13 protein-coding genes are annotated in these 19,933 nt (G+C 74.5%); 8 read left to right on the top strand and 5 right to left on the bottom strand.

The genetic code is table 11. The features are described 5' to 3' along the window. A complete protein-coding gene (locus WMF17_RS44795; protein ID WP_437599661.1) occupies positions 1 to 171 on the top strand; it encodes a hypothetical protein in 171 nt (56 codons plus the stop codon). Between the two features lie 356 nt (positions 172 to 527). Next, complete coding sequence (locus WMF17_RS44790; RefSeq protein WP_437647039.1) at positions 528 to 2,033, top strand: hypothetical protein; 1,506 nt, start codon at positions 528 to 530, stop codon at positions 2,031 to 2,033. Between the two features lie 37 nt (positions 2,034 to 2,070). On the opposite strand, the gene WMF17_RS44785 is transcribed toward WMF17_RS44790, so the two are convergent. From WMF17_RS44785 to WMF17_RS44775, 3 genes are all read right to left on the bottom strand, one after another. Beyond that, a complete protein-coding gene (locus WMF17_RS44785) occupies positions 2,071 to 3,402 on the bottom strand; it encodes a phosphoribosyltransferase family protein (RefSeq protein WP_437599659.1) in 1,332 nt (443 codons plus the stop codon). A gap of 142 nt (positions 3,403 to 3,544) precedes the next feature. Next, positions 3,545 to 4,837, bottom strand: coding sequence for a DUF6882 domain-containing protein (locus tag WMF17_RS44780; protein ID WP_437599658.1), 1,293 nt, complete (start codon positions 4,835 to 4,837; stop codon positions 3,545 to 3,547). A 186-nt stretch (positions 4,838 to 5,023) separates the two neighbouring features. Continuing rightward, a complete protein-coding gene (locus tag WMF17_RS44775; protein ID WP_437599657.1) occupies positions 5,024 to 7,003 on the bottom strand; it encodes a DsbA family protein in 1,980 nt (659 codons plus the stop codon). Positions 7,004 to 7,217: 214 nt separating this feature from the next. Between WMF17_RS44775 and WMF17_RS44770 the strand changes: the two genes are divergently transcribed. From WMF17_RS44770 to WMF17_RS44755, 4 genes are all read left to right on the top strand, one after another. Beyond that, the gene (locus tag WMF17_RS44770) at positions 7,218 to 8,504 is read left to right on the top strand and encodes a GNAT family N-acetyltransferase (RefSeq protein WP_437599656.1); all 1,287 of its coding nucleotides are present in this window, start codon (positions 7,218 to 7,220) and stop codon (positions 8,502 to 8,504) included. A 78-nt stretch (positions 8,505 to 8,582) separates the two neighbouring features. Beyond that, positions 8,583 to 11,438 carry a DUF4175 family protein gene (locus WMF17_RS44765; RefSeq protein ID WP_437647037.1) on the top strand — a complete coding sequence of 952 codons (2,856 nt, stop codon included), beginning with the start codon at positions 8,583 to 8,585 and terminating at the stop codon, positions 11,436 to 11,438. Next, positions 11,435 to 13,006, top strand: a complete 1,572-nt coding sequence (locus tag WMF17_RS44760) for a hypothetical protein (protein ID WP_437599654.1) — start codon at positions 11,435 to 11,437, stop codon at positions 13,004 to 13,006. Before WMF17_RS44765 ends, WMF17_RS44760 begins: the two co-directional genes overlap by 4 nt. 215 nt (positions 13,007 to 13,221) lie before the next feature. Then, on the top strand, positions 13,222 to 13,845 hold the full coding sequence (locus WMF17_RS44755) for a hypothetical protein (protein WP_437647036.1): 624 nt from the start codon (positions 13,222 to 13,224) through the stop codon (positions 13,843 to 13,845). An 83-nt stretch (positions 13,846 to 13,928) separates the two neighbouring features. Here WMF17_RS44755 and WMF17_RS44750 read toward each other — a convergent pair whose 3' ends face one another. Together WMF17_RS44750 and WMF17_RS44745 are read right to left on the bottom strand one after the other, a co-directional pair. Then, a complete protein-coding gene (locus tag WMF17_RS44750) occupies positions 13,929 to 15,410 on the bottom strand; it encodes a sigma-54-dependent Fis family transcriptional regulator (protein ID WP_437599652.1) in 1,482 nt (493 codons plus the stop codon). A 56-nt stretch (positions 15,411 to 15,466) separates the two neighbouring features. Next, a complete protein-coding gene (locus WMF17_RS44745; protein WP_437599651.1) occupies positions 15,467 to 16,309 on the bottom strand; it encodes an MBL fold metallo-hydrolase in 843 nt (280 codons plus the stop codon). 592 nt (positions 16,310 to 16,901) lie between these two features. Between WMF17_RS44745 and asd the strand changes: the two genes are divergently transcribed. Then, positions 16,902 to 17,627: an archaetidylserine decarboxylase gene (gene asd / locus WMF17_RS44740; RefSeq protein ID WP_437647034.1), complete on the top strand. Its 726-nt coding sequence runs from the start codon at positions 16,902 to 16,904 to the stop codon at positions 17,625 to 17,627. Next, a complete protein-coding gene (locus tag WMF17_RS44735; protein WP_437647033.1) occupies positions 17,624 to 19,912 on the top strand; it encodes a methyltransferase domain-containing protein in 2,289 nt (762 codons plus the stop codon). The genes asd and WMF17_RS44735 overlap by 4 nt, the downstream gene beginning before the upstream one ends. Positions 19,913 to 19,933 lie beyond the last annotated feature (21 nt).

The raw sequence follows: 19,933 nt of genomic DNA, 5'->3' as shown, positions 1-19,933 counted from the left end.
GTGCACGGGCGACGACCCGGCGGCGCGCCGTGGGTGCGGAGGACGCTGCCGAGCGTGAGGATGCCCATCCGGTTCGACCCGGTGAGGTCGACCCGCGTCATGCCGTCCTGGTCCGCGGCCCCGCCCGGCGCCTCCAGGCCACAGAACGACGCGAGCTCCTGGTTCACGTAGGAGTAGCTCGCGGTGTGCATCTCGTTGAGCGAGCCCTGGACTGGAACGAGCTCGGCGCACATGCACCACAACGCGTGAGCCGCTGCGCCACAGGAGAAGTCGCGATTTTATCTTCCAGACATCCTTTGTACCTCGGCCGCTCAACACCTCCTCGTCCGAGCACAGCCATGCAACGAGCTCGGCAGTATCTGGCACGGTCACACCGGTACAATCCGCAGGACGCTCCGCGGCCCGGCCGCCCGACCCGGCGCCGCGCAAGCCGGCCGCGTGGAGCATCCCGGGATGGGCAGGAGGCGCCGCTCGTGCGATGAGCTAGGGCCCCATCGCGGGGGCAGACCTCGCCCGCGGGCCTCCGGATGGCTGTAGCGCTCCCCACGAGACCGTGCCCCACGCACGCCCCACCCCAGGGGCGGGAGCGCGCGCCTGCTCCGCAGCGGCCGCGGCGCAAGGCGCCCTGCGCGCTCGCGCTGATCGCGCTGATCGCGTCCCTCGGCGGCCCCCACGCGGCGGCAGCGCGCGCGCCGGACGCGCCGTCGACCGGCCCGCCCGCGTCGAGCGCGCAACCTGGCGCGCCCCCCGACGAGGCCGCCGGCTCGCCGGCCGAGGGCCGCCCCGTGGTCTCGCCGGTGCAGCGCCCCGGCGAACGCGACGCCCCGCAGCGCGCCTGCTCCTTCACGCTGCCGGTGTGCGTGCATGCGCCCGCGGACGTCCCCGGCGCCGCCCTCCTGGAGAGCCTCGCTCACCTGGAGGCCGCGATGCGCGCCTACGACGCGCTCGGCCTGCCGCGGCCGCTCCCCGACGGCGCGCGGGGCGGCAGCCCGTCGTACGATCTCTACCTGGAGCGCGGCCCGCGCCGCAGGCCCACGCGCGTCGGGCACGACCTGCGGGCGGTCGGCGAGCGGTTCGACGCCGCGAGCGCGTTCGCCCTCATCGCGGCGCCGGGGCGCGGCGGGTGCCCGAGCGCGTCCGATGCGGCGTACGCGCTCGGGCACGCCGTCGCCGTGCGCCTCGACGCCGGGGCCGAGGAGGGCGCGCTCGCCATGGCCGCGAGCTACCTCGCCGCGATCGCGGCGCCCTGCGCGGCCGAGGAGCTCGCCGCGATCGACGCCTTCCAGCGCGCCCCCGAGCGGGCGCTGACGGGCGCGGCGCTCGGCGCGCTCGACGGCGCCCTGCTCTTCCCGTGGTACCTCGACGACGCCTACGGCACCGGGACGCCGGCGCAGGTCGCGATGTCGCTGCTCGCCATCGCGGCGCAGTCCACGCCCGCAGGCGCGGCGCGCTTCCGCGCCGAGCCCGACACGTTCGACGCGCTCCGGGCGTCGCTCAGGTCCCGCGGCAAGGACCTCGACGACCTGCTCCTCGAGTTCGCGATCGCGCGGGCGTTCCTGGGCAGCCGCAGCGACGGCGCCCACCTGTCGGACGCCGAGCGGTTCGGCGACTTCGGCCGGGTGCGCTTCGAGTGGTCGCTGCCCTACGCCACGCTCCCGCGGCGGGTCGCGCCCCTGCGGCCGATCGAGCCGACCGGCGCCACCTACCTGTGGCTCGATCTCTCCGCCGAGGACGCGAGCGCTCGGCCGGATCTCAAGGCGGCCGAGATCACCTTCGTGGCCGACTGGGAGCTGCCCGCGCTGTTCCGCTGGGCGATCGTGAAGGTCGACAGGCGGGGCGCCGAGGCCGGCCGCGTCGAGGTGGCCGGCATCTTCGGCAGCAGCCGCGCGCAGCGCACCGTGGTCGGGCTCGACGGCCTCTCGGGGCTGCTCCTCGTGGGCGTCAACGCGGGGAGCATGATCCGGAGCCGCCCGTTCGATCCCGACGATGCGCCGTTCATGCCGCACGCCTACACGGTCTGGCTCTCGAAGTAGGCGACGCGGGCCGGCGTCCGCGTCGCCGGCCGCCGCGTCACGGCCGCGCCTCGTCGCCCCTCGGGGACAGGTGCTGCGCGAACCATTCCCCCGCGAGCCGGGCCACCGCCGCGAGCGCGCCCGGCTCCTCGAACAGGTGCGTCGCCGACGGCACGACGGCGAGGCGGCGCGGGCCCGCGAGGTGCGCGAGCGCGTCCTGGTTCAGCGCCAGCACGGCGGTGTCCGCGCTGCCCACGATGAGCAGCGTCGGAGCCCGCACCCTGGCCAGGGCCGCGCCCGCGAGATCGGGCCTGCCGCCGCGCGACACGACGGCGCCCACGGCGCGAGGCCGCGCCGCCGCCGCGATCAGCGCGGCCGCCGCGCCGGTGCTGGCGCCGAAATAGCCGACGCCGAGATGACGGAGCTCGGGGCGCGCGAGCGCCCAGTCCGTCACCCCGATCAGCCGCCGGGCGAGCAGGTCCACGTCGAAGCGGAGGCGAGCGCTCCGGCGATCTTCCTCCGCCTCGTCCTCGGTGAGCAGGTCGAAGAGCAGCGTGGCCAGCTCCCATCGCCAGAGCGCCTCCGCGACGGAGCGGTTGCGAGGGCTCCTGCGGCCGCTGCCGCTGCCGTGGGCGAAGAGCACGAGGCCGACCGCCCTCTCCGGGACCGCGAGATCCCCGGGCAGCGCCGCCGTCCCCGCCTGGACGCAGAGCGGCCGCTCCGCGCCCTCGGGCGGCGGCAGCTCGCGCTGCGCCTCGGCGAGCAGCCGGACGACCGCCTCGTCGGAGGTCTGCGAGAAGTCCTCGTAGTAGGCGCCGATCGCCTGGAGGCCGGGGTCCTCCTCGATGCACGCGATGCCGTCGACCTCGCGGCCGAGCGATGACAGGCTCGACGGCGCGGCGACCGGCACCGCGAGCACGAGCCGCTTCGGCGAGCGCCTGCGCAGGTCGCGCAGCGCGGCCCGCACCGTGCCGCCGGTCGCGATGCCGTCGTCCACGACGATGACCGTCCGCCCCTCGATGAGGGGCATCGGCCTGTCGCCCCGGAACCGGCGCACCCCCCGCTCCACCTCGGCGGCCTGCTGCTCCGCGACCTCGGCGAGCTCCGCCTCGGTGATCCCGAGCAGCGCGACGAGGCTCCGGTCGATGTACACCTCGCCCCCCTCGGAGATCGCGCCCACGCCGAGCTCCGGCTGCCCGGGTGCGCCGAGCTTGCGCACGATCCACACATCGAGCGGCGCGCCCAGCGCGCGCGCCACCTCGTAGCCCACCTCGACGCCGCCTCGCGGCAGGCCGAGCACGAGCGGCGCCTCGCTCCTGTACCCCGAGAGCAGCTGCGCGAGCCTGCGCCCGGCGTCCCTGCGATCCTGGAACAGCTTCGCTCGACCCATCGCCGCCTCCCCTCACCTCCGCCCCCTCTCGACCTTTCAAGAGCGGTGCCGCGCGGGTCACGCACCGGGCTGGCGGGGGGCGGTGGGGGACGGGGCCGAGCGCCGGCGCGAGCTCAGCCGCGCGGCGCGGCGCGGCGGCCCGTCAGCCGAACAGGCTCCACTCGTCCTCGATGAGCGAGAGCGCGTTGAGCAGCTCGAGCGCGAGCTCGCGCTCGAGCCACTCGTCGACGCGCTGGCCGGCCGCGACCGCGCTGAAGCACGCGCGCGGGATGCGCTTCGCGAGGTGCATCAAGCACGAGCCGGTCCGGTCGAGGCGCGCGACCCAGTCGGTGTCGCGGTAGGCGTACCTGGCCTGGTGGAACAGCGAGTCGCTGAGCGCGGAGATCCTGTCGCGGATGACCTCGGCGGGCTCGGCGCGGGACGCGATCGCCTCGCGGATCTCGCCGATGGCGCGCAGCACGAGGCCGACCGGCGCGCCGGGGTGGAACGAGGCGCGCTTCGGCGAGAACGTCAGATCGTCGAGCGCCAGGAAGTACAGGGCCTGCGGCGAGGACACGCGGTAGAGGTACGCCGCGCCGCAGGCGTCGGCCGACCTCATCGCGATCTGCCAGGCGCCCTCCTCGTCCACGCTGTCCTGCTCCGCGGGCATCCCGTCGAAGCGCTCGATCCCCGTGCTGCTGACGAGCGGATCGGCCCACGCCATGACCAGGACCGACGTGGCGCGCGACCAGCTGCATAGCAGGCGCGCGCCCGCCTCGGCGGACACGCGGCCGCCCGGCGCGATCCAGACGAAGCGCCCCTCCTTGAGGTCGGCGCGGTACTCGTGCTGTGAGGCGCCGTGATCGGCGAGCTGCTGGAAGAGCTCCTCGCCCCGCGCTGCCCAGCGCTGGGCGAGCGCTTCCTCGGCGCTGCCGGACGGCGTGTCGTCCCAGTCGAGCTCCGGCGGACGGGGAGGCGAGAGCTCCGCGTCGCCCGCTTGGCTCTTGACCTTCGCGGTGCTCTTGACCTTCGCGGCGCTCTTGACCTTCGCGGTGCTCTTGACCTTCGCGGTCCGAGGTCGTCGCTTAGGCGGCGCGGCGCGGGGCTGCTCGTCGGCGCGCGCCCTCGCGGCGCCCTTCCTCGGCGCGGCCGGCCGCTCCGTCGCGGCGCCCTTCCTCGGCGCCGGCCGCTCCGTCACAGCGCGCTTTTTCGGCGCGACCCGTCGCTCCGCCGGAGCGGCCTCCACAAGCGCGGCGGTCCCCTTCGCCTTCCTGGGCGTGGCCCGCGCGCTGACGGGCGACCGCTCCTGCTTGTCGCGCAGCGCGGCCGGCGGGCCCGCATCGGCGACGCCGCGCTGGCCCGCCTTGTCACGAGGCTGCGCGCGCCCCCGCCCGCTCGATGCCTTGACGGTGCGCCTGGGTTCGGCCGAGGTTACTCGACCGCGCGGTTTGGGCATTGGGACAAGGTATCACGAGCTCGGCGGGCGATACCGATGGACGCGCCCCGAGAGACGCGCATGGCGAACGGAAGGCCAGTCGACCGAGCGCCAGGCCAGAAGCCCGCAGCCCAAGCTCGGTCTGCCTGGCCGCGTTCAGCTCACGGGCGTTTACGTTCAGTTCGCTTCATTTCGCTTCCTTTCGCTTCAGTTCGCTTCGCGGAGGGCGCGGCGCACGACCTTCTTGAATTTCGCGAGCGGCTGGGCTCCGCTGACCAGGTAACCGTTGATCACGAACCCGGGAGTCCCGGTGATGCCGGCGCTCCGCGCGGTCTGCGCGTCGGCCTCGACCGCGGATCGATGGGTGCGCTCGTCGAGCGCCCGGGCGAAGCGCGCCGCGTCGAGCCCGATGCTCGCGGCATGCTGCTCCAGGGCCGCGCGATCGAGGTTCGAGGCGTCATGGGCCTTGAAGAGCCGATCGTGCATCTTCCAGAAGCCGGCCGGCCCCTGCTGCGCGAGCGCCTCCATGGCCGCTTCGGCCGCCAGCTGCGCTTCGGGGTGGAAAGGGAGCGGCAGGTGGCGGAAAACCACGCGGACCTTGCCCGGGAAGGCCTTGATGAGCTCGTCCATCGTGGCGCCGCCGCGCGCGCAATAGGGACACTGGAAGTCGGAGAACATCTGGATGACCACCTTGCCGGCGGCCGCGCCCTTGCCGGGGTGGCCCTTGGACGGCGGCGGGACGGACACCTTCGGCGGGGACGCCGGCGGGACAGCCTGCTTCTGGATGGACTCGTAGACCTTCGCGCGCGGCGTCCCCGCCACGACCATGGCCTCCGCCTTGGCGATCTCCTCGTCGATGAGCGCCTGGAACTTCTCGAGCGGCTGCGCGCCGACGAGCCGGCGTCCATTGATGAAGAAGTGCGGGGTCCCCGCGGCGCCGAGGTCGTCCGCGAGCTCCATGTCGGCCTCGATCTTGGCCGCGTGCTTGCGCGAGGCGATGGCGCGCTTCACCGCCGCCACGTTCAGCCGGAGATCCGCGGCGAGGGCCTCGAGCGCCGCGTCGTCGAGGCTGGCCTCGACGGCGAGGAGGCGGTCATTGGCCTGCCAGAAGGCGGCGTCCCCCTTCTGGGCCCGAGCCTCGCGCGCGAGCTCCGCAGCGGGCTCGGCGCGGGGGTGGAACGGCAGCGGGTTGTCCTTCCAGACGACGCGCAGCTTGTCGCCGTACTGCGCCGCGAGCTTGTCGACCGTCGGCGTGATCCGCCTGCAGAACGGACACTGGTAGTCGCTGAACAGCACCATCGTGACGAGCGCCGTGTCCTTGCCGCGCGCGGGCGAGTCCCCGACGGGCACGAGGTGCACCGTCCTGCGCTCTTCCTCCTCCTCGGCGTCCTCGGGCTCCGCGGCGGGCGGGGCGAAGCTCTTCTTCGTGAGCGCCGCGTACACCTGCTCCGGCGGCGTCCCCTCGGCGCGGAGCGCCCGCGCCGAGGCGAGCTGCGCGTCGATGATCTCGGCGAACCGCTCCGCCGACTCCGCGCCGACGAGGGCGACGCCGTTGATGAACGACGCCGGCGTGCCGTTCACGCCGAGCCGCGCGGCGAGCGCCATGTCGGCGTCGACCTTCTGCGCCGCCGCGCTCCGCTGAACGAGCTGTTTGACCTGGCCGGGGGTCACCCCCGCCCGCCGGAGCGCCACGGCCTCGAGCGCCGGCGAGAGCCGCTCGTCCGCGCCGAAGATGGCGTCGTGAAACGCCCAGAAGGCGCTGGGACCGGCGTGCGCGAACACCGCCATCCCCGCCTCGGCCGCCGGCCGAGCCTGCCTGTGGAAGGCGAGCGGGAAGTTCTTCCACACGATCCGCAGCTGGTCCGGGCCGTAGCGCCGCTCCAGCTGCCTCAGCGTGCCGTCCAGGTGCTTGCAGAAGGGGCACTCGAAATCGGAGAACACGACGATCGTCACGGGCGCGAGCCGGCTGCCGCGCGCCGGATCGGCGCGGGTCACCGGCACCGGCCCGGGGTCGCCCTCCGCGACCATGACATCGTCGAGCGGCGCGCCCGCCCCCGACGGCTGCGCCGCGGCCCCGCCGGCCTTCGGCTGCGAGGTGCCCGGAGGGGGCGGCGAGAGAGCAGAGCTGCAGGCCAGGGCGAAGATCAGCGAGACCCAGGCGACGGCGGCGATGGCGCGGCGGAACATCGCGCGAGTGTACCCTCGTTCCGTGATGATGCCGTCGCCCCGCGCGCCTCGCTGCGCCCGGCGCGGAACGCCCCCTCGCGTCGTGCGTCGTCGATGATGAACGGCGAAGTGAACGGAGAAGCCCCGGCCAGGCACGATTGACGCCCTTGCCGCCTTCGGCCATGACGGCCCCAGCGCGCCGCTCGGCCGCGCCAGGAGAGCGCACCGGAACGCCATGCAGAAGGTCTACAGCGCCGCCCGCATCCAGCCGGAAGAGCACAGGGACGTCCTCGCGCAGCTCTGGAAAGAGAACCTCGCCCACGGCGAGGTGTCGCAGGAGCTCGTGGAGCGGCGGATGCGCTGGTTCCAGGAGCAGAACCCGGCGGGCCCCCCGCGGACCTGGATGGGCTTTCACGGCCCGGAGCGGGAGATCATCGGCAGCGGCTCGTTCTACCCGCGCGAGGTCCACGTCGGCGGGCGGAAGCTCAAGGCCGGCGTGCTCGGCGACTTCGGCGTGACCAGGGCGCACCGCATCGCCGGGGCCGCCATGAGCATCCAGCGCGAGCTCGCGAAGGGCTGCCGCGACGCCGGGGTCGACTTCCTGTTCGGCTTCCCCAACAAGGCGTCATTCCCGATCTTCCAGCGCGCCGGCTACAAGAAGATCGCGGACTCCACCCTCTGGGTCCGCCCCCTCATGGCCGCGTACAAGCTGAGCGAGCTCGCCGCCTCGTCGGCCGGGGAGCAGCGGAGCACGGTGAGCGCGGTGGTGCAGCGGGTCGCGGAGCGGGCGGCCTCGGCGGTCCCGCACCCTCGCTGGCGCGCGCTCTGGGAGGCGGCGACGCCGGGCGACCCGCCAGCCCCCCTCACGCAGGCGCTGTCGACGGCCGCCGAGCGCGTCGTGCAGCGAGCGACGGTGAAGCCGGACAACGCCCTGGTGCGCGCCGCCGGGCGCGCCGTCGACGCCTCCATGGCGCTCCGGGACACCACAGCGCTGCTCGCGAAGGGCAGCCGCGTGCGCACCGAGCTCGTGGACGCCGCCGACCATCGCTTCGACGAGCTGTGGTCGCGGGCGAAGCCCTCGCCGATCGTCGGCGAGCGGAGCGCCCAGTTCCTGAACTGGCGCTACGCGCAGCTCGGCAACACGCGCTACCGCTTCTTCTGCATGCTCGACAGGCACGACGGGCGGCTGCTCGGCTACGCCGTCTACTCGGTGCGGAACAACAAGGTCGAGATGACCGACGTGTTCTGCGAGGACAGCGGCCCCCTGCTCGACGCCCTGCTCCTCGAGTTCTGCCAGGCGATGCGGCGCGAGGGGCACGTCTCCGTGGGGATGCTCCTCGTGACCCCCCCTTCGTTCAGCGCGCGCCTGCGGGCGCTCGGCTTCTTCTCCCGCCCCCACCCCCCGAGCGTCGGCTCGCGGTGGCTCATCGTACATCTCGACCCCAGCTTCCCGGACGAGCTGCGGCGCGTGCTGCTCGACCCGGACAGCTGGTTCATGACCGACGGCGAGCTCGACGTCTGATCGCCCAGGCGCTCACCCCCCCGGGGATCCCACCGATCCGCTGGACCACCTCCTTCCGCCGGTTACCCTTGCCTCTCCATGGATAACGAGGCGCCGGCCCTGTCCATCGCGCGGCTGCGCTCCCTCTGGGACACCGAGGTGGATCCCTCCGCGCGCCGCGCGCTCACCGCGGCGGCCTTCGCGGGGCTGTTCGGCGCGGCGCACGTGGCGCGCGTGGGCTCCCCGCTCGCCCGCGGGCTCGCCGGCGCCGGCCTCGCGGCGCTGCTCGCGGCGATCGTCGCGCGGGCGATCCTCGCGCGGCGGCGGCGCGGCGACGCCCGGCGCACCGTGCGCGAGATCATCGGCCGCGCGGACGAGGCGCTCGGCGCCGCCACCCTGAGGGCGCTCTCGCTCGTGGATCGCGCCGCGGCCGACGATCGGGTCGGGTCGCCGGAGCTCGCCGGCCTGCACCTCCGGCGCCTGCTCGGCCGCGCCTCGCGGACGCGCATCCTCGCGCGCGCGCAGCAGGCGGCCGCGCGGTGGGCGAGCGCGGGCCTCGCCCTCGGCGTGACGGCGCTCGCGGCCGCCGCGATCGAGCCGTCGCGCGTCGTCGAGGGGCTCGACGTCCTCGCCGCCCGCGGCGGCGAGGCGCCGCTCGATCTGCCGTGGATCGAGGACGTCGAGATGACGGCCACGCCGCCCGAGTACCTGCACGAGGGCACGGAGGTGCTCCTGCCGTTCGCGACGACGATGCAGCCGCGGGGGACCGTGATCACGATGCGCGGCCGCCCGATCCGGGGAGGCCGCGCGCTCGTGCTGACCGACGGCGGCGCCGAGGTCCCGTTCGTCGACGACGGCAAGGACGGCGTGATCGCCCGCTGGACGCTCGGCGATTCGACGACCCTCCAGGTGGCCGCGCGCTTCGGGCAGGTGCGCGTCCGGCAGGCCGACGCGCAGCGCGTCGTGTCGATCGCCGACGACGCGCCGCGCGTCACGCTCGAGGGCGCGCCGCGCACGGTCAGGCTCCTCGACGAGCCCAGCATCCCGCTCCGCTACGAGATCACCGACGATCACGGCCTGCGCGAGGTCGATCTCGTCCTGCGCGCCGGCGCGAAGGAGGAGCGCCGGGTGCTCTCGCGGCCGGCGGGGGACGCGAAGATCGACCGCGGAGGCTACGAGCTCAGGGCGCGCGATCCGTTCTTCCGCAGGACGTACGTGCCCATCGAGGTGCGGATCGAGGCGCGCGACAACGACCCGATCGAGGGCCCGAAGTGGGGCAGGAGCGAGGCGATCCTGGTCATCCCGCCGCAGGTGGGCGAGCCCGAGGCGCGGCGCTACGTCGCGCTCGCGAAGGCGCGCGACGCGCTCACCGACCTGCTCGCGGACCGCATCGGCCAGAGGACGCCGGACGCGGTCGGCGCCGCGGCGCACGCGGCGCGCGAGGCCGAGGTGCAGGCGACCGCGAAGGCGGAGGTCGAGCGGGCGCTCGCCGCCGACTACGGCGGGCTCCGGGTGCGGGGGCGCATCGCGTCGCTCGCGCGCGGTCAGCTGGCGAGGCTCGACGAGGCGCTCGCCGCCGAGCGGAGATCGACCACGCGCGCGGCGCACCAGGGGCTGCTCGACGAGACCGAGGGCGTGCTGCTCGCGTTCGACGCCGGCCTGCGCGGCCTCGGCTTCCGGGACGCCCGGGCCGTCGCGCAGCGGCTCGCCGACGTCGCGGACGAGGCCGCGGCCGCGGCCGGGCTCCTCGGCGGCGGCGATCGCGGGGGCGGCGAGGTCCGCCTCGAGGCGGCCGTCACGGTGCTGGGCGGCGGGGGGGTCGAGCTGAGCAAGATCGGCGAGCTCGGCCTCGACCTCGGCGAGATCGTCGCGAACGACCTGCGCAGGATCGCGCGCGCCCGCGGCGCCGGCGACTGGATGCACGCCGAGCTCGCGGCGCGCGACCTCGCGGCGCGGCTCAGGCGGCCGGAGCCCTCGTTCGGCGGCGGCGGCCGCGGCGGGGTGGAGTCCGGGGCGCCGCGCGGACCCGAGCCCGGCGAGGCCTCGAGCGCCGACGAGAGCGTCGCGCAGAGCGAGCGGGACCTCGAGGAGCTCGCGCGCGATCACGCCGCCGAGGTGAACGCGGTCGCCGAGGAGCTCACGCGCGCGTCGCGGCCCGAGGACGCCGCGGCGCTCCGCGAGGAGGCGAAGCGGCACGCGGAGGCGATCCGCGAGGCGGTGCGGGATCTGCCGCAGCCGGGCGGAGCGCCGGGCTCGGCCGAGTCCGCCGCGGCGGCTGGCAGGGAGCAGGCCGAGGCGATGGCCGGCGCGCTGGAGCAGGTCCGCCCCGAGGAGGCGGTCCAGAGCGGCCAGGGCGCGATGCGCTCGCTGGGCGAGGCGAAGCGGCTCGGCGCGCAGGGCGGCGGCTTCTTCCCCGAGGAGCGGGCCGGCCGCGAGGCCGCCGAGGCGCAGCAGGCGCTCGCCGAGGAGCTCGCCTGGGCCGAGGAGGCGCTGCGCAGGCTGCGACGGGCTGCGGCGGAGCGGGCGCGGGAGGGCCTCGCGAGGTCGAGCCAGCGCGAGGGCTCGCTCGCCGATCGCGCGCGCGAGCTGCGCAAGCGGGGCGAGCGCGGCGACGGCCGCATGCCGGAGGAGATGCTCGAGCGCCTCGACGAGGCCGAGGAGGCGATGCGCGACGCGCAGCGCGCCCTCTCCGAGGGGAACGGCGAGCAGGGCAACGAGCGCCAGCGCGACGCGCAGCGGCTGCTCGAGATGTCGCGCAGCGAGGACCAGGGTCAGGAGGGCGACGCCGAGTCGGAAGGGGAGAGGAACATGGCGAGGAAGGCCGACATCCCGGACAAGGACAAGCACAAGGGCCCCGAGGAGTTCCGGCGGCGCGTCCTCGAGGGGCTCGGGGGCGCCTCGGATCCGCGGCTGAGAGAGGCGGTCAAGCGCTACGCGGAGGGGCTCCTGAAATGAGGCGCATCGACGGTGCAGCGGTCCCGGCCAGGGCTCCGCGCAGGGCGACGGCCATGGCGAGGCGCGGCCTCAAGGCGGTGATCCTCGGCGCGCTCGCGACCGTGTCGACGGCGGCGTCCGGCCGCATCACGGTCGGCGATCTCGATCGCGCGGTGCGGGCGCGGGCCGCGATCCTGGAGATCGACGCCCCGGCGGCGCGGGACATCCTGAAGGGGGCGGATCCAGCCGACCCCGCGCTCGCGATCGAGCGCGGCCGGCTCGCCATCTACGAGGGCGACTGCGACGCCGCGTCGGCGATCCTCGCGCGCCCCGATCTCGCGGCGACGGCGGAAGGCGCGGCGCTCGGGGACATCGCGCGCGGCTGCGCCCGCGCCACCGCGGCGACGGTCGTCGTGAACGACGAGGAGCGCGGCGTCTGGGTGCGGCTCCAGGACGACGAGGATCGCGCGCTCGTGCCGCTCCTCGTCGAGGTCGCCGCGAAGACGCGCGACGTGCTCGCGAAGGACCTCGGGGTCGAGCTCCTCCGGCCGCTGCGGATCGATCTCGTCCGGGATCAGTTCACGCTCTCCGCGATGACGGGCCTGCCCGAAGACGCGGCGCGGACGACGGGCACCGTCGCCATCGCCAAGTGGGGGCGGGTGACGATGCTCTCCCCGCGCGCGACGCCGAACGGCTACCCCTGGCTGGACACGCTCGCGCACGAGATAACGCACCTCGCGCTCTCGCGCGGGACGCGCGACAACGCCCCGCTGTGGCTGCAGGAGGGCGTGGCCAAGCGCGAGGAGGTCCGCTGGCGCGAGCCCGACCCGCTGGACGACGTGCCGTCCGCGGACGCGATCGCCGTCCTCGGCATCCGGAAGGGCCTCGGGCGCCCGCTCGACAAGATCGGCCCCTCGATCGCGATGCTCCCGAGCGCGGAGGAGGCGGCGATCGTGTTCGCCGAGGTCGCGAGCTTCATCCGTTACTGGACGAGGGAGGCGGGCGACACGGCGCTGCCGCAGCTCCTGCGCCGGCTCAAGGACGCGAGCAGCGACGCGGACCTGGAGCGAGCGATCGCCGAGATCTCCGGCGCGGACCTCGCGGCCTGGGACAAGCGCTGGCGCGCCTACCTCGCCACGGTGCCGGCCGACGTGCCGCCCGACCTGGCGCCGGGCGGGGAGATGCCGCACCGGCAGGAGGTCGCCAAGCGGGTGCGCCTCGGCCAGCTGCTCCACGATCGCGGCCACCACGCCGCCGCGGCGGTCCAGCACGCCCGCGCGCAGGCGCTCGCGCCGCGTGAGCCGGCGGTGCGCGGCTTCCTCGCCGCCGCCCTGCTGGCCTCGGGCGAGCGGGCGAGCGCCGCTCCGCTCGTCGAGCAGGTGGAGGACGTGAACAGCCGCCATGGCCGGTGGTGGTCGCTGCACGGCCTGCTCCACGGAGGCGCCGACGCGGAGCGCGCCTTCTCGGCGGGCACCGCGCTCGACCCGCTGAGCCCCGAGGTGGCCTGCGAGGAAAAGCTGCCGCCGGAGCTCCCCAGCGACCCCATCTCGTCGGCCCTCTGCGAGGCCGCGCGCCGCAGGGCGCGCTAGCGCGCCGGAAGCTCGGGCGACCTCCGAGGCCGTCAGGACGAAGGGACGCCCCCGCGGCGCTCCCTCGATCGACCGGGCGGCGCCCCGTGCGTCGAAAAGACAGCGAGACGAGGCAAACGCCGCCGCTCGGCGCAATGGTCTACGCTTGCCGGTTTCTGCGCGAGCGCGCCCGCTTCGGCTTCCGTCGCGCCGGAGCGCTCTCCTACGGTCGCGCGGTGACGAACACGGATCGCATCGTCCTGATGGTCGCGCTGAGCCTCGCTCTGTCGGCTCGGGCGTACGCAGGTGACACGCAACGCGTCTCGGAGCCGCGCACGGTAAGCGAGCCGCGCACGGTGGGCGAGCTCAGCACGTCGACCGTGCTGGCGTTCGGCTTGATGCCCCCGACGGCGTTCGGCCCCTCGCTGGCAGCCACCCTCCGCTGGCTCGACGTGTCCATGTCGGTCGAGGCGCGCGTGCTCTGGGCGCTGGGCAGCGATCCGAGCGACACCCCGATCATGGGGCCGGAGAGCAGCGTCTGCGTCGGCCTCCTGTCGCTCTGCAGGCACAGGGATGCCGTTTTCTTGTGCAACTTCTTGCAGTCCGGCGTCGCCAACGCGGCGCTCGCGGGGAACCTGAAGCCGACAGACGACAGCAACCTCCCCTGGATACTCACCTCCGGCGTGCGCGGGGGCGCCGAGTGGGGCCTCTGGCGAACCGTGGAGCTGCGCAGCTTCCTCGAGCTGCATGTCGCCCTGGCGCGCCCTCATCTGAAGGTCGGCTCCGTCCAGAGGTGGCAAGCCTCCGACGTCGCGGCGGTCGCCGGCATCGGCGTGGCATTCCGTGTGACCCCGGAGTGACGCGGGGTACACGGCGCTCCGAGCCGCGCGCCCGCGGCGGCCACCGCGCGGCGCGAGCGCGCGGCCGGAGGCGCGCCGCGGCCTCAGTTCTTCGTGCGGAGCGCGCGCGCCAGGGTGTTCCTGCCGACGCCGAGCCGCTTCGCCGCTTCGGTCTTGTTCCCCTCGCACGCGCGGACCATCGCCTCGACGTAGCGCCGCGTCACCTCGTCGAGGGTGAGGCCGAGCGGCAGCGCGACCTGCTCGTCGCCCTCGCGGACCGCGTCGGTGTGCGGCGGGGCGCCCTCGCGCCGGCGCGCCGGGAGGTGCCCCGCGGAGATGCGGCCGTCCGGCGCGAGGGCGATCGCGCTCTCGACCCAGTGCTCGAGCTCGCGCACGTTGCCCGGCCAGGTATGGGCGCGGATGTGGCGGAGCGCGTCCAGATCGAAGCGCGGCGCGGGCCTTCCGTACCTCGTCGCGTAGACGTCCGCGAAGTGGCGGGCCAGCGTCTCGACGTCCTCGGGGCCGCGCTCGCGCAGGGCCGGCAGGTCGATCTCGACGACGCGCGCGCGGTAGTAGAGATCCTTCCGGAAGCGGCCCTCGGCGACGAAGCGCTCGAGGTCGCAGTGCGTGGCGCACACGACCCGCACGTCGGCGCGGAGCGTCTGGCGACCGCCGACGCGCTCGAAGGAGCGATCCTGCAGGAAGCGGAGGAGCTTGCCCTGGATGTCGAGCGGCAGGTCCCCGAGCTCGTCCAGGAACAGCGTGCCGCCCTCCGCGAGCTCCACCTTGCCCGGCACGCGCCGATCCGCGCCGGTGAACGCCCCGCGCTCGTGGCCGAAGAGCTCGCTCTCGACGAGCTGCGCCGGCAGCGTCGTGCAGTCGACGGTGACGAAGGGCCGCGTCTGTCGCCGCGAGTTGACGTGGATCGCCCGCGCGAACAGGCTCTTGCCGGTGCCGGTCTCCCCGCGGAGCAGCACGGTCGCGTCGGTCTGCGCCGCGAGCTGGACCTTCTCGTACACGGCGGCCAGCCGCTCGCTGCGGCCGACGATCCGGTTGAACGGCCCCTGCAGCACGACCCCCGGCCCGCCGCCCTCGGCCGCGCGGAGCGTCGTCAGCATGAGCGCGCGGGCGAGCTGCGTCGCGAGCGCGACGAGGTAGCGCTCGTCCTCCTCATCGAACGGCGCTCCCGCGCGGTTCAGCAGCTGGACGACGCCGCGGATGGGCGCGGCGCCGTCCTCGCGGATGGGCGCGACGAGCATCGAGCGCGTCGTGTAGCCCGTCGCCCGGTCGGCCGACGGATCGAAGCGCGGATCGCGCGCGGCGTCGTCGACGCGCACGACCTCGCCGGTCCTGGCGACGTGCCCCGCGATGCCGCGCTCGAGCGGCTGCCTGAGCGCGGGGAGCTCGGGCAGCAGGGCGACGCGCGTCACGAGATCGCCGCGCTCCGCGTCGACGAGCCAGATCGTCGCGCGGTCGGCGCGGAGCGCCTTCGCGAGCCGCTCGCACGCCGTGCCGAGGAGGGCGTCGAAGTCGACCTCCCGGGCGAGGAGGGAGGCGAGATCGACGAGCAGCGAGAGGCGCGACATGGATAACGGAGCAAGATCCAGCATAGAGGGCGCCGCCCCTGTCGTCATCCGCGTCATCACGCGGCCCGCGCGAGGGCCTCGACGTTGATGCAGAGCCCCTCGCGCGCGGCGACCGAGGCAGGGAAGAGCTCGCGCGCGAGGCGCTCGATCTCGGCGACGCCAGCGTCCGTCCGCTGCGGGTCGTGGTGGAAGAGCACGAGCTGCCGCGCGCCGCACGCCCGCGCGATCTCGGCGCCCGCGATGTACGTCGAGTGCCCCCATCCGGCCCTCGATCGCCCTGCGTCGCCGCGGTACTCCTCCGGGGTGTACTGCGCGTCGTAGATGAGCACGTCGGCGCCGTCCGCGAGCGCGCGCAGCGCCGGATCGACGCAGGCGTAGTGCTCGGTGTCGGTCGCGTAGACGAGGCTGCGGCCCGCGTGCTCGAGGCGGTAGGCGAGGACGCCGCCCGGGTGGTTGAGCTTGGCGATGCGCACGTGGACCTCCCCGGCATCGAGCGCCTCCCCCGGCCGCGCCTCCCGCAGGGCGAGCTGCGCGCCCAGCTCGTCCAGCCGGACCGGGAAGCTCGGCGCTGCCATCTGCGCCGAGAGCGCCTCGCGGAGGGTCCCGACCCCGTGCGTGCTGCCCACGATCGACAGCTTCGAGCTCGGCAGGTACGCCGGCACGAAGAACGGCAAGCCCTGGATGTGGTCCCAGTGCAGGTGGGAGAGCAGCACCGTGGCCTCGACCGACCCTTCCCGGAGCAGGGCGTCTCCGAGCTTGCGTACGCCTGTCCCTGCATCGAGGATGATCCGCGACGAGCCGCAGCGGACCTCCACGCAGCTTGTGTTTCCGCCCACCGCCGCCGTCTCCGGCCCAGGCGAAGCGATGCTCCCGCGAACTCCCCAGAACCTGATCTCCATCGTTCTCGCGTGCCTCCTGGGCGCTCTTCGGCGCTCTTCGGCGCTCTCCAGCGCTCTTCAGCGATCTCCAGCGAGCGGCGTGCCAGGACGCAGGCACTTGAAACCGCTCCGCTTTTCTGCTGCCCTCGCAGGGGTCGCTCCAAGCTGCAGCGCGGTCTCCGGATCGGCGCTTCAGAATGGAGCGCACGGGCGGCGCGGTCTGCCCGCGCTCGCGCCTCCATTTGCGCGGAGCGGCGCTTCGCGGTTGACGCGCTCGCAACGACGTGGAGAAACGTGGGGCGCGGGGGACGGGCCTGGCGTCGCGCCACGGATCGCGCTGAGCGTCGCGCGTCGCGTCAAGGCTGAGCTCCTTCGCTGGATGGGAGGATCGCGCCGGCGCGTGGAGGTTCGCCTGACCCGAGCGTTGACCGACGTCCTTCCCGAGGCCTAGCATTCCTGCACCGCTCTTTTCCCCGCATTGTTACCGCTCCGCACAATGACCGTTGCCACCTACGCCGCCGCACAGCTGTTGCGGGTGCTTCCGCGAGAGCGCATTACCCGGGCCGTTGGCCGCCTCTGCGACGCCAGAGCACCCGCCGCCGTCTTGAACGCGGTGGTCAAGCTCTACGCGCGCGCGTACCGCGTCGACATGGACGCTGCCGAGGTGCTGACGAGCCCCTACGAGAGCTTCGACGCGTTCTTCACGCGCAAGCTCCGCGACGGGATGCGCCCTGTCTGCTCCGATCCCGGAGCCATCACCAGCCCCGCCGACGGACGCGTCGCAGCGCTCGGCCCCGTGACCGAGGGCGGGCGCCTGCTCATCAAGGGGCAGCCTTACCGCGTCGAGGACCTCGTGGGCGACCCCGCGGAGGCCTCGCGCTACGACGGCGGGCAGTTCGCGGTCGTCTACCTCTCACCGCGCGACTACCACCGGGTCCATTCGCCCGTCGCCGGCCAGGTGAGCCTCATCCGCTCGATGCCGGGGGAGCTGTTCCCCGTGAACGCGATCGGCGAGCGCCACATCCCGGGGCTGTTCGCGCGCAACCGGCGTGTCGCGATCGTGATCGACACCGAGCGCCAGGGGCGCGTGACGGTCGTGATGGTGGGCGCGATGATCGTCGGACGGATCACGGTGAGCGCGGTCGACGCGCGCGACGTGCCGCTCGGCGTGCACACGCTCTCGCCGGCCCTTCCGGTCCAGTGCGGCGAGGAGATCGGCAAGTTCCACCTCGGCTCCACCGCGGTCATGTTCGTGGAGCGCGGGGCGGCGCCCCCCTGGAGCAGGGCTCCGGGGCCGATCCTCTACGGTGAGCCGCTCGACGGAGGGGGCGAGCAATGACGAGCGAGCGGCCGCGCAACCCCCTGGCTGCGCCCGCCCAGGAAGGCGGCGCCTCCGGAGAGCCCGGCGCGCCCCTGCCGGGCGAGGCAGGGAACGCGGCCTCGCTCGCGCCGCAGGGAGAGGGCTCGCTCCCCGCGCGCTCGTCCGCTCCACGGCCCGATCGCACGCCCAGCGTGCGCCCGCAGCTCGCGACGACCACGCCGCTGCCGCGCCTCGACGTCATCCCGGGCATGACAGACGGGAGCTCCGGCGGGCAGCTCTCGGAGATCCCGGATCTCGATCTCGACCCGCGCATCGCCGGGCCGCCCACGGAGCGCTCGCGGCACGGCACCCCCCTGCCGGCCACGCCCACCTCCAGGCGGGCCTGGCAATCGCTGGCCGCGGAGGTGGAGCGGGCCGCGGAGGTGGAGCGCGGCGACAGCACGAAGGCCGCGCGGCGCCGCTCGCGGCGGCTCGTGAACGTGCCCGGAGACGCGGCGCAACAGGGCGACGACCAGGGCGCCGCGCACGACCAGGGCGCCGCGGACACGGCGACGCCGCGATCGCCGGCGCTCGACGACGTGGAGGACGACGGGTGGCTGAACGCCGCCGCCAGGTCTCCCAGCGACCCGGCGCTCGAGGTGCCGAGGCCCGCCAGCAAGCCGGCGCCGCCGCCGAACCTGGCGGAGCTGGTCGCGCCGCGGGCGGTCCCGCGCCCGTCGCCGAAATCCTCCAGCGTGCCGCCGATGCCGACGCCGGGGCTCCTCATCGATCCGGATTCGGTCGCGGTGATCCGGCCGCTCCAGATCCTCAGCATCGAGTCGAACCTGCCGCCGGTCACCTCGCTGGCCGAGCCCGCCAAGCCGCCGCTGCTGACCGAGCCGACCGAGAACGAGTGGCCGCCGCTTCAGTTCAGGATCCGGCCGCAGGAGCGCCAGACCGCGCTGGGCCTCGAGCCGTACCAGGAGGGCCCGCCGACGGCGCGCGACGCCGCCTCCGACTCCCTCCAGCCCGAGCCCCGACGGCCGCAGCCCTCGGGGCCGGAGATCGAGGCGCGCCCGCTCGACTGGCCGCCGGGGTCGGCCGCGGACGAGCTCGCGGAGCTCGAGCCGGAGCCCGAGCTGGTCGACGACACGAAGGCCGAGCCCTCGAGCGCCTCGCCCGCGGGAGGCGAAGGCGAGCCGGAGCAGGCCGACGCGACGCGCAGCACCTTGCCGCCGAAGAGCAGCGACGTCGATCTCGAGGAGGTCGAGCCCGAGCGCGACGCCGAGATGACCGACGAAGCCCGGGCCGCCCGGGCCGACGCGCAGGCGGCGCAGCCCAAGAAGCCACCGCCTCCGCCTCCGCCTCCGCCCCCGCCGCGGCGCCCGCGCGCGCATGCGCTGGCCTCGCCTGATCTCGCGACGTTCACGAGCTCGGTGCCGCCGCCCATGTCCGTGCCGCCGCCGCACGGCGAGGCGCCGGCGCCCGCGCGCCCCTCCGCTCCCCCCGCCCCGCCCGCCGCGAAGCCGATCGAGCATGAGCCGAACTCCGGTCCCTCGACCGAGCCCGCCGCGCGCCGGAAGCGCCCGTGGTGGGAAGAGCTCTTCGGCGACGACTTCCTGCGCACGCTCGACAAGATCGACAGCAAGGTGGTTCGCCGCGAGGTCAATTTCATCGAGGAGCGGCTCGGCGTCGAGAAGGGCGCGGTGATCCTCGACCTCGCGTGCGGCGCGGGCAGCCACGCGATCGAGATCGCGAGCCGCGGCTACAGCGTGGTCGGCTACGACCTGTCGCTCGCCATGCTCGCCCGCGCCGCCGACGACGCGCAGGACCGCGGCCAGAAGCTGAACTTCCTCCAGGGCGACATGCGCGAGATGACGTTCGAGGAGACCTTCGACGGCGTCTACTGCTGGTCGACGAGCTTCGGCTACTTCGACGACGAGAAGAACCTGGACGTCCTCGCCCGCATCCGCCGCGCCCTCCGCGCGGGCGGCATGCTCCTGCTCGACATCGTCAACCGCGACTACGTGGCGTCCCGCCAGCCGAGCCTGGTCTGGTTCGAGGGGGACGGCTGCGTCTGCATGGATGAGATGCAGGTGGATTTCTTCACGAGCCGGCTCAGGGTGAAGCGCACCGTCATGTTCGAGGACGGCCGCTCGCGGGAGATCGACTACTCGATCCGCCTCTACGGGCTGCACGAGCTCGGCAAGATGCTCCACGAAGCTGGCTTCAAGGTCACCGAGGTGACCGGCCATCCCTCGCACCCGGGCGTCTTCTTCGGCTCCGAGTCGCCGCGGCTCATCATCCTTGCCGAGCGGAGCTGAGGCGCTAGGGCCTCCTGACGC

The organism is Sorangium sp. So ce362 (assembly GCF_051519845.1).
Classification (GTDB): domain Bacteria; phylum Myxococcota_A; class Polyangia; order Polyangiales; family Polyangiaceae; genus Sorangium.
The sequence above is the reverse complement of the archived record's forward strand: the minus strand, read 5'-3'. Positions and strand labels throughout refer to the sequence as shown.

Excerpts from the sequence above, each read along its gene's own strand:
- WMF17_RS44790 (WP_437647039.1), top strand. The coding sequence starts at position 528 with ATGGCTGTAGCGCTCCCCACGAGACCGTGCCCCACGCACGCCCCACCC.
- WMF17_RS44785 (WP_437599659.1), bottom strand. The coding sequence starts at position 3,402 with ATGGGTCGAGCGAAGCTGTTCCAGGATCGCAGGGACGCCGGGCGCAGG.
- WMF17_RS44780 (WP_437599658.1), bottom strand. The coding sequence starts at position 4,837 with ATGCCCAAACCGCGCGGTCGAGTAACCTCGGCCGAACCCAGGCGCACC.
- WMF17_RS44775 (WP_437599657.1), bottom strand. The coding sequence starts at position 7,003 with ATGTTCCGCCGCGCCATCGCCGCCGTCGCCTGGGTCTCGCTGATCTTC.
- WMF17_RS44770 (WP_437599656.1), top strand. The coding sequence starts at position 7,218 with ATGCAGAAGGTCTACAGCGCCGCCCGCATCCAGCCGGAAGAGCACAGG.
- WMF17_RS44765 (WP_437647037.1), top strand. The coding sequence starts at position 8,583 with ATGGATAACGAGGCGCCGGCCCTGTCCATCGCGCGGCTGCGCTCCCTC.
- WMF17_RS44760 (WP_437599654.1), top strand. The coding sequence starts at position 11,435 with ATGAGGCGCATCGACGGTGCAGCGGTCCCGGCCAGGGCTCCGCGCAGG.
- WMF17_RS44750 (WP_437599652.1), bottom strand. The coding sequence starts at position 15,410 with ATGTCGCGCCTCTCGCTGCTCGTCGATCTCGCCTCCCTCCTCGCCCGG.
- WMF17_RS44745 (WP_437599651.1), bottom strand. The coding sequence starts at position 16,309 with ATGGAGATCAGGTTCTGGGGAGTTCGCGGGAGCATCGCTTCGCCTGGG.
- WMF17_RS44735 (WP_437647033.1), top strand. The coding sequence starts at position 17,624 with ATGACGAGCGAGCGGCCGCGCAACCCCCTGGCTGCGCCCGCCCAGGAA.